Origin of the sequence: Streptomyces sp. NPDC004658, assembly GCF_040609555.1 — a bacterium.
Taxonomy (GTDB): domain Bacteria; phylum Actinomycetota; class Actinomycetes; order Streptomycetales; family Streptomycetaceae; genus Streptomyces.
This window is the reverse complement of the sequence record NZ_JBEXKG010000181.1, coordinates 1-13,841: the sequence shown is the minus strand read 5'-3', so window position 1 is coordinate 13,841 and position 13,841 is coordinate 1. Positions and strand designations below refer to the sequence as shown.

Annotated in this window: 12 protein-coding genes and 3 pseudogenes; 9 read left to right on the top strand and 6 right to left on the bottom strand. The window is 69.4% G+C overall.

Going from position 1 to position 13,841, the window contains the following annotated elements; all coding sequences use genetic code 11:
* Window positions 1–71: 71 nt before the first annotated feature.
* Window positions 72–842 carry an A24 family peptidase gene (locus ABZV94_RS35630; RefSeq protein ID WP_356348047.1) on the top strand — a complete coding sequence of 257 codons (771 nt, stop codon included), beginning with the start codon at window positions 72–74 and terminating at the stop codon, window positions 840–842.
* Window positions 843–1,091: 249 nt separating this feature from the next.
* On the opposite strand, the gene ABZV94_RS35625 is transcribed toward ABZV94_RS35630, so the two are convergent.
* Both ABZV94_RS35625 and ABZV94_RS35620 read right to left on the bottom strand, forming a co-directional pair.
* Window positions 1,092–1,649, bottom strand: coding sequence for a GNAT family N-acetyltransferase (locus tag ABZV94_RS35625; RefSeq protein WP_356348045.1), 558 nt, complete (start codon window positions 1,647–1,649; stop codon window positions 1,092–1,094).
* Window positions 1,646–2,872: a hypothetical protein gene (locus ABZV94_RS35620; protein WP_356348043.1), complete on the bottom strand. Its 1,227-nt coding sequence runs from the start codon at window positions 2,870–2,872 to the stop codon at window positions 1,646–1,648. Before ABZV94_RS35620 ends, ABZV94_RS35625 begins: the two co-directional genes overlap by 4 nt.
* Window positions 2,873–3,227: 355 nt before the next feature.
* On the opposite strand from ABZV94_RS35620, the gene ABZV94_RS35615 reads away from it, so the two are divergent.
* The 8 genes and pseudogenes from ABZV94_RS35615 (at window position 3,228) to ABZV94_RS35580 (ending at window position 11,192) form a co-directional block, all read left to right on the top strand.
* Window positions 3,228–3,617 (top strand): DUF6415 family natural product biosynthesis protein, encoded by a 390-nt coding sequence (locus tag ABZV94_RS35615; protein ID WP_356348041.1) that lies wholly within the window; start codon window positions 3,228–3,230, stop codon window positions 3,615–3,617.
* Window positions 3,611–4,033 (top strand): annotated as a pseudogene (locus tag ABZV94_RS35610) (DUF6302 family protein); the annotation flags it as partial. The gene ABZV94_RS35615 and the pseudogene ABZV94_RS35610, both read left to right, overlap by 7 nt.
* A 75-nt stretch (window positions 4,034–4,108) precedes the next feature.
* Window positions 4,109–4,291 (top strand): DUF5999 family protein, encoded by a 183-nt coding sequence (locus ABZV94_RS35605; RefSeq protein WP_355072234.1) that lies wholly within the window; start codon window positions 4,109–4,111, stop codon window positions 4,289–4,291.
* 197 nt (window positions 4,292–4,488) lie between these two features.
* Window positions 4,489–5,718: a methyltransferase, FxLD system gene (gene fxlM, locus ABZV94_RS35600; RefSeq protein ID WP_356348038.1), complete on the top strand. Its 1,230-nt coding sequence runs from the start codon at window positions 4,489–4,491 to the stop codon at window positions 5,716–5,718.
* Window positions 5,719–5,783: 65 nt separating this feature from the next.
* A complete protein-coding gene (locus ABZV94_RS35595) occupies window positions 5,784–5,978 on the top strand; it encodes an FxLD family lanthipeptide (protein WP_356348036.1) in 195 nt (64 codons plus the stop codon).
* A 70-nt stretch (window positions 5,979–6,048) separates the two neighbouring features.
* On the top strand, window positions 6,049–9,072 hold the full coding sequence (locus ABZV94_RS35590; protein ID WP_356348033.1) for a lantibiotic dehydratase: 3,024 nt from the start codon (window positions 6,049–6,051) through the stop codon (window positions 9,070–9,072).
* Window positions 9,069–10,217 carry a lanthionine synthetase C family protein gene (locus tag ABZV94_RS35585; RefSeq protein ID WP_356348030.1) on the top strand — a complete coding sequence of 383 codons (1,149 nt, stop codon included), beginning with the start codon at window positions 9,069–9,071 and terminating at the stop codon, window positions 10,215–10,217. The genes ABZV94_RS35590 and ABZV94_RS35585 overlap by 4 nt, the downstream gene beginning before the upstream one ends.
* Window positions 10,218–10,235: 18 nt before the next feature.
* A complete protein-coding gene (locus ABZV94_RS35580) occupies window positions 10,236–11,192 on the top strand; it encodes a thiopeptide-type bacteriocin biosynthesis protein (RefSeq protein ID WP_356348028.1) in 957 nt (318 codons plus the stop codon).
* 176 nt (window positions 11,193–11,368) lie between these two features.
* On the opposite strand, the gene ABZV94_RS35575 is transcribed toward ABZV94_RS35580, so the two are convergent.
* From ABZV94_RS35575 to ABZV94_RS35560, 4 genes and pseudogenes are all read right to left on the bottom strand, one after another.
* Entirely contained in the window at window positions 11,369–11,497 is a 129-nt protein-coding gene (locus ABZV94_RS35575; RefSeq protein WP_356348025.1) for a hypothetical protein, read from the bottom strand.
* Window positions 11,498–11,566: 69 nt separating this feature from the next.
* Window positions 11,567–11,920, bottom strand: a complete 354-nt coding sequence (locus ABZV94_RS35570; protein WP_356348023.1) for a hypothetical protein — start codon at window positions 11,918–11,920, stop codon at window positions 11,567–11,569.
* Window positions 11,921–12,287: 367 nt separating this feature from the next.
* Window positions 12,288–12,961: pseudogene (locus ABZV94_RS35565) on the bottom strand (HNH endonuclease family protein).
* Window positions 12,962–13,532: 571 nt separating this feature from the next.
* A pseudogene (locus tag ABZV94_RS35560) lies at window positions 13,533–13,694 on the bottom strand (type I-E CRISPR-associated protein Cas6/Cse3/CasE); the annotation flags it as partial.
* Window positions 13,695–13,841 lie beyond the last annotated feature (147 nt).

Sequence of the window (13,841 nt, the reverse complement as noted above, 5' to 3'; positions counted from 1 at the left end):
GGCCCCGCTTTCATACCCGGTCGGCCACGAGATCACCCGACCGAGTCGACGACCTCGAACTCACGCCCACCATGATCGGTACGACAACGGCTTCTAAGCTCCGTGCGGTGCAGACGTTCTGGATCACGACGACGGCGGTCGTGTGGGGCATCGGCGCCGGCCTGCTCATACCGCGCGCCTCCTACCGGCTCTCCGTGCCCCCCGGGGAACCCTGGCGGAGCGCGTGTCCTGCAGGACATCCGCTCACCGGCATCGGGAACGGATGGCTGGGGCGAGCCTACTGCTCAGAGGGCGACAGGTACGGCCCGAACACACCCATCCTCACCGCTGTCACAGCCGCCGCCTGCACCGTCCTGGCAGCCGCCGTCGGCGCACGCCCCGAGCTAGTGGTCTGGCTGCTGCTCGTCCCAGCCGGCGTACTGCTCGCCGCCGTCGACTCCAAGGTGCACCGGCTACCCGACATCGTCACCGTGCCGTTCACGGCGATCACTCTTGTCCTGCTCGGCGGCGCCGCGCTGCTGCCGCACGCCGACGGCAGCTGGACGACCGCGCTGCTCGGCTCCCTCACACTCGCAGCCTGCTACCTGCTGCTGTTCCTGATCAACCCCAAGGGCATCGGCTTCGGCGATGTCAAACTCGCCCCGGCGCTCGGCGCGGCCCTGGGCTGGTACGGCTGGAAGATCATACTGCTCGGCACCTTCACCGGATACCTGTTCGGTGCCCTGTACGGCGCCGGCCTCATCCTCGCACGCCGCGCCGCACGCACATCGGCCATCCCGCTCGGCCCATTCCTCATGGCAGGCGCACTCACAGGAATCCTCCTCGGCACCCACACCATCTGAAACCCGATGCCCGATGGCCAGGACAGCGGCGACGATCTTCTCGACCCGGTCCCCCGGAGGGCCGTGCGAGATGCGGAATTCGGCGACCATCCCCACCTGACCGGTGGCAGAGCCGATGGCGGCGGCGTGGACCTTGGGGTACTAGCAGGACGACCCGTTGGCCCGGGTGCCCATCGGCGGGCATCGGGCCGCGACGACGAGCTGAGGTGTCACGGCAAGATGGTCTGATGCCACCCGGGCGGCGCTCACTCAGTCCTGCTTGACCGGGCGCAGCATCACCGAAAACACCGGGGAGTCCGGGAAGGGCTGCTGATCGCCGATCTTCCGGTAGCCCCATGCCTCGTAGACGGCTTGCACGGCTCCATCGCCGTTGGCAGGGTTCACGAGGAGCGTTACACGTTCTTCCTGGCGGTGGGTGAGCCATGCTTCGTGGAGCTGCCAGGCGATGCTTCGGCCCCGCCACGGCTTGCGGACGACGATCTCGTTCAGTGAGACCGTGCGCTTCCCCGTCTCGGTGGTGATGTCGTCGGAGAGCGGCGTGAGCATGTTGTTCCACCACTTCGTGTCGGGCGCGAGAGCGGTGCCGAAGCAGAAACCGACGGGCTCGCCGTCCTCGAAGCCGAGCACCGCGGTCCAGCCGGGGCGGGAAGAGTACGCCTTGAGCCGTTCATTGAAGCGCTCAACGTCGTAGAAGGGGCCGGTGAGTCCGAAGTCGCGATGCCGGACCTCGACGTGGATGTCGAGGATGTGCTGTCGGATCTCCGGGAGGTCCGCAGCGACGTAGTGCCTCACATCGACCGTGCTCACAGTTCCTTCTCTCCTTTGCTGAAGCGGTCCTGCCACTCGATCACGAAACTCGCCCCGGAGGCTACCTGGGTGAGTCCTCGGTTGAACTGTTGCAAGAGCTTCTTGTTCCGCCCGGACAGCGGTGGCTCGCCGTCCTCGGGGAGGAGAGGCAGGGCGGTAGCCACCGCCTGGTCAGCCTCTCCCTGTGCCAATTGGGCATGAGCCAGGTGGATGGTGTAGTAGGTGCGGTTGCGGCGTAGGTCGGGGCGGAGCAGCGAAAGGGTCCGGTGGAGACGGGCCTCCGCCTCGTCGTGACGGCCGAGTCGAGCCATGACCAGGGCCGCCAGGCCGTTCAGCTCGGCTAGGTCGAAGAAGGACATCCATGCGGGCCGTTCCTCTGCCGTATTGGCTCGTTCGTACGTCTTCTCCGCGTGGAGCAGGGCCCTCTGGGCTGCGGAATTTTCACCGACGGCGGAGAGAATGCCGGCCAGGCGTGCGCTGGCCAGCGAGCGAAAGAGGGCGTCCTGGCGACACACATAGGCGCGTCGGCCGGCTTCTGCCGCCGCCAGGGCGTCGTGCAGGTGCAGCTGTTGGTAGGAGAGAAGAGCGGCGTGCCCCCACAGGCGCATCTGCATCTCGCTGCTGTCCGCCATACCTGCGAGCCTCAAGGCCGTGTTCAGGTGGCCTTTGGCGCGCTTCGGCTCCTGAGACTCCACGGCGGCCCACAGCGCTGTCCCGGTGAAGGCCGCGGCCAGGTAGTACAGGCGGCGGCGTACCCGTGCGCTGGCCTGCCCGACTGCTTGGAGGTCGAGCGCGTGCTGCGCGTGGGCGAGAGCACGCGTCTCCAGGCGGATGCCCGCACCGTCCTTGTTGTCGGCTGCGACCAGTTCCGCGAAGTTGCGTTCCAGCCTGTCGGCGTCGCTCATGCCGACCCGTGTCGATCCGTTGGACGGGATCTCGGGGAGCATGGCGGCGGCGGTCAAGGACGCCGTGGCCGTGGTGAACGTCCGTCGCCGCACTGGGTCCTCCGAAGGTGCTCGTTCTCGGGCAGCGGGAGGGATGAAGCCCAGCTCCTCCGCTGACGCACCGAATTCTTCTTCGAGAACGAGGCGCTGTCTTGCGTGCGGCCAGCGAGTTTTTCCGGTCAGCCAGTTACGGACGTGGCGGTCGGTGAGCTTGCCGGGGGTGCCCGTCAGGGCGTCGAGCCGCTTGTTCAGCCGGTCCGCCAGTTCCGCCTGCTTCATCCCTGCGCTCTCTAACCGAGCTGCAAGATGCGGGTTCCCCGTCATGAGCTCAAGGTAGTGGCCTCCGCCGACCTTGAGCACCCTGGTCGGTAAAAATTTCCGGTCGCACGACAGCGGAACATCACTGGAATTGCCTGTCCACCCACCGTAGTTGCGCGGTTACCTGTGTGGCAGGCGCCTCCCCGTGAGCACCGGAGAGGGATCGTCATCGGAAGCAAGACATCCGCGCGTCAGCGGGAGAAGCCAGCACCGAGGGGGTCCAGTGAACGGCACAACAGCTTTACGGCCGCCGACTCTGCCCGTACGTGAGGCCGATCCGGACATCCCTCCGTCGACGTGGCAGCCGCCCGGCGACGTGGACGACCTGAGGCGGCTCTTTCAAGCGGTCCAGAACTGGGAACCCGTGGACTGGGAGCGCGTCAACGAGGGACTGGACGCCGTCCTAGGAGACGACGACCACCCGGCGGCGTTCCTGCCCGACCCCGCCACGGCTGACGAGCTGGCTCAGAACTTCCGTGGCGCCATCAAGCAGCTGGTGAACCGCGCCCTGCGAGACGCAGAGCGGACGGAGGCAGATCCGGAGACCGCCCGGCTGCTCAGGATGGCCCGCGAGGTGCGCGTCGAGGAACTGCCCGGCGATCCGGGCAAGGCCCTTGGACTGCTGCGGCGCCTGGGGTCGGTCACGACCGATCTGGTCGAGAGCCTTGAGCGCCTCGGTGTCGTTGAGGGAGTGAGCGAATGCTGACCGCCGCCGGCGGGCCGCTGGTCGTGACGGCCCTCCACGCCACGGCCGCGTACGACTACGAGTATTACCGCTCGCGTCTCACCGACCCCGCCATCCTGGTCGACGCCGTCGCCATCTGCGTCTTCCGCGCCCCGCTCCTGGCCGTGCCCGTCGCAGGGGCGCGGCGCGGCGGATACATGTCCTTCGACCTGCTCTCGCTGGCCACCGCCGCGAAGACTCTGCTCGACGGCCGGCCCGGATTCCCCGACCTGCGCGTGCGCTGGTCCCCGTACCGCGACACCTGCCACGTGCTGGAGTGGGGCGAGCATCCCCCGGATGACGACGCCGAGCGAGGCCGCTTCTACGGCTACAGCGCCGAGGCGATATCGAACTTCCTCCTCTCCCGCGCTTCCGCGACTCCCGCTTCGGCTCTTCCACCGCGTTCCCCCGCGGCCGTGCAACCTCCGAAGAGGGTCCCAGCCCAGCACAGCGCTTCCGAGAGGACGAGCACCATGTGTCGGCACCACCCCCCATGCCCCGCCGCCGAAGCCCCAGACCGTGAGGCCGCCAAGGTCGTCACCACCGCCTTCAGCCAGGGATGGACGGCGCTGTGCAACGGGGTCGTCGTCTTTGAGGACACCGGCGAACTGCTGCCGGACGGCCGCGTCATCGAGCCGCACCGGCCCGCCGCCTAGAGCGACCGCCCGGCGATGCGATCGGGGGTCTTCGGACCTTAACCGTCGCCGGGCGGTCTTCTACCCCGGCGCGGGGTGCTCGCCTCCCCCACCCTTCCCGACACGCGAAGCTCCCCGCGCCGGCCGTTGCACCACCAGCCCACTACCCCTCGGCGCGGGCGCCAAGAAGGAGACAGCACGTGGATACCGTCCCCGATATGACGACCGACAGCACCCCGAACTCTCGCGCCACCGAACAGCAGTTGCGCGACGAGATGGTCCGGCACCTAATCGAGACCGGAGCGGCCCGCAGCCCGCGCGTGGTGGAAGCCTTCCGCAAGGTCCCCCGGCACCTGGTCGCGCCCGGCGTGAAGATGGCCAAGAGCTACGACGCCGAAGCTGCGCTGATCACCAAGACCGACGAAACGGGCGTGGACATCAGCTCCGTCTCCGCCCCCCGCATCCAGGCCATGCAGATCGAGCAGGCCGACATCCAGCCGGGGATGAACGTCCTGGAGATCGGGTCCGGCGGGGTGAACGCCGCCTACCTCGCCGAACTGGTCGGCGACCACGGTCGTGTCGTCACGGTGGACATCGACCCCGACGTCACCCGGCGCGCCAAGGACTTCCTCAAGGAGTCCGGCTACCGCAACGTCACCGTACTCACCGCCGACGGCGGCAGCGGCGCCATCGACTTTCACCCCTTCGACCGCATCATCGTCACCGTGCAGGCGGCCGACATCCCGTCCACGTGGGTGCACCAACTGAGCACAGGTGGCCGGCTCGTCGTCCCCTTGCGGATGCGTGGCATGACCCGCTCCATCGCCTTCGTCCGCGACGAACACCGGCTGATCAGCGACGGTTTCGAGCTGTGCGGCTTCGTCCCCATGCAGGGCTCCGGCGAGAACCGCATGCACGTGGCCGTCGTCCACGACGCCGAGGGGGAGGAGATCGGCCTGCGCCTGGACGGCCACCCCGAGCCGGACACCAAGGCCCTGGCTGAGGCGCTGGCCATGCCCCGTCAGGAAGCGTGGTCCAAGGTCATGCTCGCCGGCGACGAGTCCAACGAGAACCTGGACCTGTGGCTGACGACTGCGCTGGACGACCTGCCCCTCATGGCCGCCAAGCCCGCTGCTCGCCAGCGCGGCCTGGTCGCCTCCGCCTCCCCGCTCGGTATCCCCACCCTGGTCGACGGCGACAGCTTCGCCTATCGCACCGTGCGGCGCACCGAGGACCCGGACCGCTTCGAGCTGGGCGCCATCGGCCACGGGCCCCGCGGCCGGGAAGTCGCCGAGCGGCTGGTCGCGGAAATGCAGACGTGGAACCGCGAGCACCGCGGCGACCGCGCGCGCATCGAGGTCTACCCGGCCGGCACGCCGGACGACCAGCTTCCCGCGGGCCGGGTCATCGACCGGCCGCACTCGCGGATCACGATTTCCTGGCCGTGACGCCGCCAGCGTCGCGACCAGGTCGGCAGAGCACATCCACCCCTTCCCACTAGGAGGCCTACGAGATGGCACCGCAGACGAACAGCACCACCCTGAAGGCCGCCACGGACCTCATGGCCGACGGCGGATCGGACTTCGACCTGAAGATCGAGACCGTCAACTCCGCCCCGATCGTCGGCGCGCTACTGAACGACACCGGTGACGGCTGTGGTTCGACCTGCCAGTCCGCCTGCTCCAACAGCACCTGCATCGGCGGCTGACGCGACAGGTGCGGGGCCGGGCGTTCCGGGCCCGGCCCCGCACCACCGTGACGACGAAGGAGGCACAGCCATGTATCAGGCAGTTGACGCGAGCATGATCAGAACGTCCGTGTTCCCGCTGGCGGCACCGCTGCCTGCCTGGCCCACCGCTCTCGGAGACGCCGACAACACCGAGCACCTGCGCGAATGGATCACCCAGGTCTGGGCCGACGACGACAGGGCTGCCGCGATCGAGTTCGCCGCTCCCGTCCTCGCTGACTCCATCCGTCAGATCCAGGCCGGCCGTCGTAACCCTCGCACCATTCGGCGCGCCGCCGCATCCCTGGCCCGCTACCTGCTCAGGATGCAGTACCGCGCCACCCCGTTCGGGCTGTTCGCCGGGCCCTCCCCCATGCACTTCGGCTCAACCCCCCGGGTCCAGTGGGGCGTGGCACACCGGGCCTTCGCCCGAGCCGACGCCGTGTGGCTGAACGATGTCGTGGCCATGCTCGAACGCGACCGGGACGTGCTGCGGGACCTGCCTGTCGTCGCCGATCCCACCTGCATCGTGCGCGGTACCCGGGTGACCGTTCAGCACCAGCCAGGCACCGACGGCCCCACGGACACGACGCTGCGCCGGACGCCGGCGGTCGAAGCCGTGCTGGCCCTCGCGCACACCCCCATCACCATGGGCGACCTCGCGGCCAAGCTGTCCAGCGAATACGCCGACACCCCACCCGCGGTGATCGAGGCCATGCTGCGGGACCTCGTCACCCACCGGGTGCTCCTGACCAGCCTGCACGCGCCCATGACGTGTGACGACCCGCTCGGCCACCTGATCGAACAGCTCGACGCGGCCGAAGCCGCCTCCTGCATCGCCGCGAAGCTGCGGCAGATCCGCACGCTCCTCACATGGCATGACGCGGGCCCCCTCGCCGACCAACGGCCACTGCGCGCCCAGGCCACCGCCAAAATGAACGCGCTCACCGGGGTCGCTGACCGCAGCCTGATGGTCAACGTCCGCCCGGACTGCGACATCGTGCTGCCGGAGGCCGTGGCGCGGGAGGCTGCGCACGCCTTGGAGGTCATGGCGCGCATCACTCCGTTCCCGAACGGCACTCCGGCCTGGCAGGACTACCGTGCCCGGTTCCTGGAGCGCTACAGCATGGGTGCGGTCGTTCCCCTGCGCGAACTCACCGATCCGGACATCGGCCTCGGCTTCCCCGTGAGCTACCGGGGCACCGTCTTCCAGCGGCCGGTGCTGGCGACGAACCACAGAGACGAGCATCTGCTCGCCCTCGCCCAGGAGGCCGCCCTGAACCACCAGCACAGCATCGTCCTCACAGAGCAAGACATCGAGGCCCTGTCCGTCGGCGACGCCGTCCAGGTGCCCGCCCATGTGGAGCTGTGCTTCAGCGTGCTCGCTCACACCGCAAAGGACTTGGAGCGGGGGCGCTTCTCGCTCGCCACCGTCGGCCTGTCCCTGGCCGCGGGCACCACGACGGGCCGCTTCCTGACCATGCTGGAGCGACCCGATCAGGACCGGATGGTCACCGCATATGCCGCCCTGCCGACGCTCACCGCGGGCGCCGTCCGCGGCCAGGTCTCCAGCCCGCCGCTGCGGCTTCGTACCCGCAACGTCGGCCGGGCCCCGGCTGTCGTCCCGAACGTGCTGGCCGTCGCCGAGCACAACACCGACGCCACGCTCGACCTGCACGACCTCGGCGTCGTGGCCGACTCCCAACGTCTCTACCTGGTGTCACTATCCACGGGGCAGCCCATCGAGCCGTCGGTCATGAACGCGGTGGAGCTGAGCAGCGCCACCCACCCCCTGGTCCGCTTCGTGTGCGAGCTGCACCGGTCCCACACCGCCGTCCTGCTCCCGTTCGCCTGGGGTGCAGCGGACCGGCTCCCGTTCCTGCCGGAGGTCCGCGCAGGCCGCACCATCCTGTCCGCCGCCCGCTGGCAGCTCCGTGCGCGGGACCTTGGCGACCGTGGCAACTGGGTCTTCCGCTTCACCGACTGGCGAGCTCGCTACGGCGTGCCACGCACCGTCTACGTCGGCAGCGACGATCAGCGGCTGCGCCTGGACCTCGACATCCCGGCTCATCAGCAGCTCCTGCGCGCCGAACTCGACCGCGACGGAACTGCGCTCCTGCACGAAGCGCCCGACGAGAGCGCACTCGGCTGGCTGGGTCGCGCCCACGAAATCACGGTGCCCTTCGCCTCCGACCAACCGCCTGCTCCCGCTCCCGTCTGCGACTTGGCGGCGACGGCGGACCGCAGACTCGGCCGGTTGCCGGGTGCATCCCCGTGGGCGTACGTGAAGGTGTACGCGAACGCCGACCGCATCCCCGAAGTGCTGACCGTCCACCTGCCCCGCCTGCTGATCGACTGGGGGGCCGAAGGGCCCGACTCCTGGTTCGTGCGCTACGCCGACCCCGACAGCCACGTGCGGCTGCGTCTGCGCCTTCGGTCCCCGGACGCCTTCGGAGATGCTGCCCGACGCGTCGCGGCCTGGGCGGACGAACTGCGCGCCGAGGGCCTGATCCAGCGTGTGCAGTGGGATACCGACATGCCGGAGATCGGACGCTACGGCACCGGCCCGGTGCTGGAGGCCGCGGAACGGTTCTTCGTAGCGGACTCCGCCGCGGCCCTGGCGCAGCTCGTCCTTCCGCTCGCGGACCATCATCGGCCCGCCGTCACCGCGGCCAGCCTCGTGGACATCGCCACCAGCTTCCTCGGCTCCTCGGCGGCCGGCTTGGCGTGGCTTACGGCGAACCTCCGCAGGGACGACGGTGCCGCCGTGCCGCGCGACGTGCAGGTCCTGGCCGTGCGCCTCACCGACCCGGACCCCCAGCAACTGGGGCTCCGAGGACTCCCGCGCGGGCTCCATGTCGCCACCGTCTGGGATCTGCGGCGTCACGCCCTCACCGCATACCGCAAGGCACTCGAAGCGGCCGGTACCGAGCCGTCCACTGTGCTCGCGTCCCTGCTGCACATGCACCACAACCGTGTAGCCGGCATCGACCCCGCCGCCGAAGCCACCTGCCTTCGCCTCGCCCGCATGACCGCCCTGTCCTGGACCGCCCGCACCGAAGGAGCCAAGCGGTGACCACCGCTCCCCCTATCACCGACACGGCCGTCGCCATCCGGCAGTCCCTCGCTCGCGGCCCACTCGGTATCGCCCTCCTCGACATCGAGCGCGCACACCGCGGTCGCCGCTCCTGGCAGGACGTCCACCGACGACTGGCCACCGACCACCCACTGATCAACGGAGACGACGCCAGCCTGTTCCTGGGCGCTCCCGCTATGGCCTACGTCCTGCACGTGGCCGCAGGCGACAGCGGCCGGTACGCCGGAGCCCTGCACACCCTGGACGACGTCGTTGCCGCGCACACCCGTCGGCGCCTGGCCGCCGCCCACGCCCGCATAGACCAGGGCCGCCCCGCGACGTTCGCCGAATACGACCTGTTCCGAGGGCTCACCGGCCTCGGCGCGCTCCTCCTGCGCCGACAGCCGAGCGGCACCGAGACTCGGCGCGTGCTGGAGTACCTGGTCCGGCTCACCGAACCGATCCCCGGTCCCGCCGGAGCGCAGCGGCCCGGCTGGTGGGTCAGCCACTCCCCCGTCTCCAACCCGGCCGCCACCCCCGGCGGCCACGCCAACGCGGGCATAGCCCACGGCATCACCGGCCCCCTCGCGCTGCTCGCCCTGGCCAAGCGGCGCGGCATCACCGTGGACGGCCACGACGCCGCCATGATGCGGATCTGCCGCTGGCTCGACGGCCTACGGCAGAGCGACCACCAGGGCACGCGATGGCCCCGCTGGATCAGCGAGACGGGGCCCGCCCCACTGGTGCCCGACACGCCGTCGTGGTGCTACGGCACTCCCGGGCTGGCCCGAGCCCAACAACTCGCTGGCATCGCCCTTGGCGACGACGACCGCAAACGGATGGCTGAGCGGGCCCTGCTCTACTGCCTGGCCAACGATCGGCAGCTCGACCTGCTCGCCAACCGCGGCCTGTGCCACGGAGTCGGCGGGTTGCTCCGCACGGTGCAGCGCGTCGCCGAGGACGCCGAGAACCCGAACATGTTCATGAGCTGGCTTCTCCGCGCGCCTCAGCGCTTCCTCATGGCCGAGGCCCCGCAAGACCCCAGCTTCATCGAGGGCGCGGCCGGTGCGGCTCTCGCCTTCCAGAGCGTCGAGCAGGGGGCGGAGTCCGTCACCGACTGGGACGCCTGCCTGCTGCTGATCTGAGGAGAAGGAGACGACCAGGTGCAGCTACACGACACCGACCCGCTCGAGGAAGCTGTCCTGTCTGTCCTCGGCGGAGTGCCCATTGCAGAGGCCGCCTGGCGGGCGCGTACGTCCCCCGGCCGGCTGGCCGCTGCGGTCGAGCTGTACCGCGCCGCTGGCCGGGCCGCCCTCGAAGCACAGCCCGACGGCTGGCAACAGGTGTACATCAAGTTCGTGGACTACCCCACAGCCGACCACGCCTTCCGGGCCTACCTCCTGCCAGCCCTGCGCGAAGCGCCCGTCGACCAGTGGTGGTTCCTGCGCAAGCACCCCTGCTGGCGACTGCGTGTCCGCCACCGCCCGGACGTACCGATGGACAAAGCCACCGCACACCTCACGGAAGCCCTCGACAGCGCCGTGTCCTGGGGGGTGGTGAAGGAGTGGCAACCGTCTCTGTACGAGCCGGAGACCGTAGCGTTCGGAGGGCCGGACGGCATGGCCATCTCCCACTCCCTGTTCCACACCGACAGCGTCGGCGTTCTCGACTACTTCCGGCACGCAGCCGAAGGGACCAAGGGACTCCTCGACGCCAAGGCTACGTCCTTGCTCCTCACCACGCTGTTCCTACGCGCCGCCGGGCTGGAGTGGGGCGAGCAAGGAGACGTCTGGGGGCGGGTGGAGGCTCGTCGGCCGCTGCCGGATAACGTGCCGGTGGACAAGGTCAGCGCCATGGCGGAGCAACTCCAGCGGTTCCTCCTGCTCGAATCCGCCCCCGCCCTTGCCGACGGCCCGCTCACACCGCTGCGGACTTGGGTGACGGGCCTGGAGGTCGGCGGCCAGGCACTCGCCGACGCCGCGCACGAAGGCCGGCTCGCGCTCGGGCTGCGCGGCGCCCTCGCCCGACACATCCTCTTCCACTGGAACCGGATGGGCTTCAACACGCGGCAACAGGCCATCTGGTCGCGCGCCGCGAGGGAAGCAGCACTGGGCCGATGATCCGACATGCCTGGTTGGTCCGGTAGATGGTGTCACGGTTGGGGATGTCACTGCTCCGGAGAGGAGGCCAACCGCCGCTTCTCACGCCGACAGCTGACCGCCGGCCGTCAGCGCCAGACCTCGCCCACCGCGCTGGGACCGGGCCAGTGCTCCACCCCGGCCACTCCGGCGTCCGACTACTGCAGGCGCACCAGGATCACATGGGCAGCCAGCGCCGCCTCGGGCCGGTAGTTCTCCCAAGACCTGGCCGTCACGCCCGCCAGCACCGCCACCTCGTGCAAGCCGTGTCGGGTACGAGTCGGCACCCAATGGTTAGGCCGCACGGTACGGGGCCGGACTCCGCCGGCCGGCCCCATACCTACGGCGCTGGCGCCTCACCAAGTCGGCCGATTGCCGATGTACTTCGTGCGATCACAGGCCACCCGTTTGATGCCACTGAACTTCACGCACACCTTCACGTCGGTGCCCTGCTCGAAGCCCGCCCAGCTGTGACTGAGCGTGCCACGGACGCGCCGGGCAGTCTCCGCAGACCCATACTGGCGGCCGTCCAGGAACAGGCGCACCGCGCGCGTCTTCATCTTCTTCGGTGGGTTGGTCCAGATCGCCGTGACGGCGTTCCATCCGTTGCGGCCGTCCAGCCGGATGCACACCTGCGGCCCCGACCAGTGATGCGTGCAGGAACTGGTGTCTGCCGCCGCCGGTACCGCGTTCGGCAGCACCGCCGCCAAAGCCAGAACCGTCCCAAAGGCACAAAGTCGTCTCATGCCCACTCCAACTGCCCACGCCAGCTTGAGGTGTCGCTGCGGGACACGACTGTCCCCCGGACCGGGGAGGGTCCGGGGCAGCGGCCCGTCTGCCCGCGACGGGGAAACGCGGAGATAATGCTTCAGCTCCTGGAGCCGTCAGGACCTGGGCTTCCGGCTCGACGGCAAGTAGCTCGCGGTCTACTGCAGCGCCGGAACACAGGAACTGTGGCCCGTGCGCCGGAACCGGCCCGGGGGGCGCCATGAAGGTGCAGAACACCAGTACGACGGCGCCCTGGCCTCAACCCCAACGGTTCCCGTCTCGGGCTGATCGCGACGACGGCCAAGGTCGTCAGCGGGCCAGTGTCACCGTGACGGGCACGTCCGGACAGTTGCCGAGCACCTCGGCGATCGCGGCCTGCTCGCCGGCATCGACGCTCAGGCCCCAGCGCGTCTTGTCGGCCACCCAGTCGGTGACGTACTGGCAGCGGTAGCCGACGGCCGGCGGAAGCCACGTGGACGGGTCCTGGTCCGCCTTGGACCGGTTCGAGGCAGCCGACACGCGATCAGAGCACGGTCGTCGCCAAGGTCGTTGGCGTACGCCTCAGGTTCCTTCGCGCTCCAACCGGAGGCGCCGGAGTCCCACGCCTCGGCGAGCGGGACCAGGTGGTCGATGTCCAGACCGCTCGGTCCTTCGATGAAGCGGTCGTCGTACGGCGAGCACCACGCTCCCCCACTCAGCCGGCAACTCGCCTCCTGCACCGGGGCAACGACCGCCTCGGCCTTCAACACCTCCGAGCGCGTGTTGCAGCCGTCCTTGTCGGCATCCACCCAATGCTTGAACTTCGCACGCTCATACCCGGCGCGGTCCTCACTACGGACCGGCAGCTGGGCGAGGGCGTCCTGGACGGGCAGGGTGACGGTATCCCGCGGTGCGGTGGCGGCCGGGGTGGCGTGCGCGGTTGTGGGGGTGAGGAAGGCGGCGAGTACGGCGGCCGCAGCGATGGTGGTGCGGGCGAGGCGCACGAGCGGGGTCCTCTCGAAAGATCACGGGCGGTTCGTGATCTTCGTAGCGGCTCCCGCAGGCGACCCGCCCGGCAGTCGGCAGCGGCTCTACCCGATCGGGCGGTAAGTGCGATCAACGACAGACACAAAGGATCATGCGGCGATCCAGAGCCTGTTACACGTCCCTGGGAGCATAAACGGAGGCTTCGGGCAGGCGTCGGCTCCTCTCCCACGAGCCCGGTCCGACCCGATCAAACAAATCCTTCGGAACACCCCCGCGTTGTGCGTGATCGGCGCAGCACTTCCTCGCCTTCGGAACACCCCCGCTTCGGCGGGGAGGACACCACGGCTCGCACCGCCGGCCTGGCGCTGGACGCAACGTTCCCAGCCTCGGCAGGGACGACCTCGCGGCGCTCTCGCTTCACCTTCCGTTTGGCCGAACACCACCCCACCTCGTCGGCAGGGAGGGCCGGGGGCTCGAAAGTCATGTCCAGGTAGAGGGGAAGGACCGGGACTCCGCGACGCGGGAAGGATGGCCAAGATGGGGGCGGCGAGGCGCCTGCGCGCCTCACGGCCCAGGTCGTGATCGCGGTCACCTGGCTGTTGCAGGTGCAAGGCTGAGCAGTCCGCAGCCGTAAGCTGCGCCTCTGCCTATGCCCTCTGCAATTCGGCGGCGCAGGAGCTCCGGGTCGCTGATGAGTGCGTCGCCCTCGAATCTGGTTTGGGTGTTGTGGATGCGCTGCTTACCGGGAGCTTTTAGGCCGCTTGCTGAGGCTAGTCGTGTGGCGTGGACCGTGCCGACTTTTAGAAGCCGTTGTCTTTCCGAGAGCGGCGGGTCTGTTTCCGCTGGTCAGGTGTAGGGGCGGTGTTTCGGCGGGAAGGACGGGGTGTCGTGTCGTCT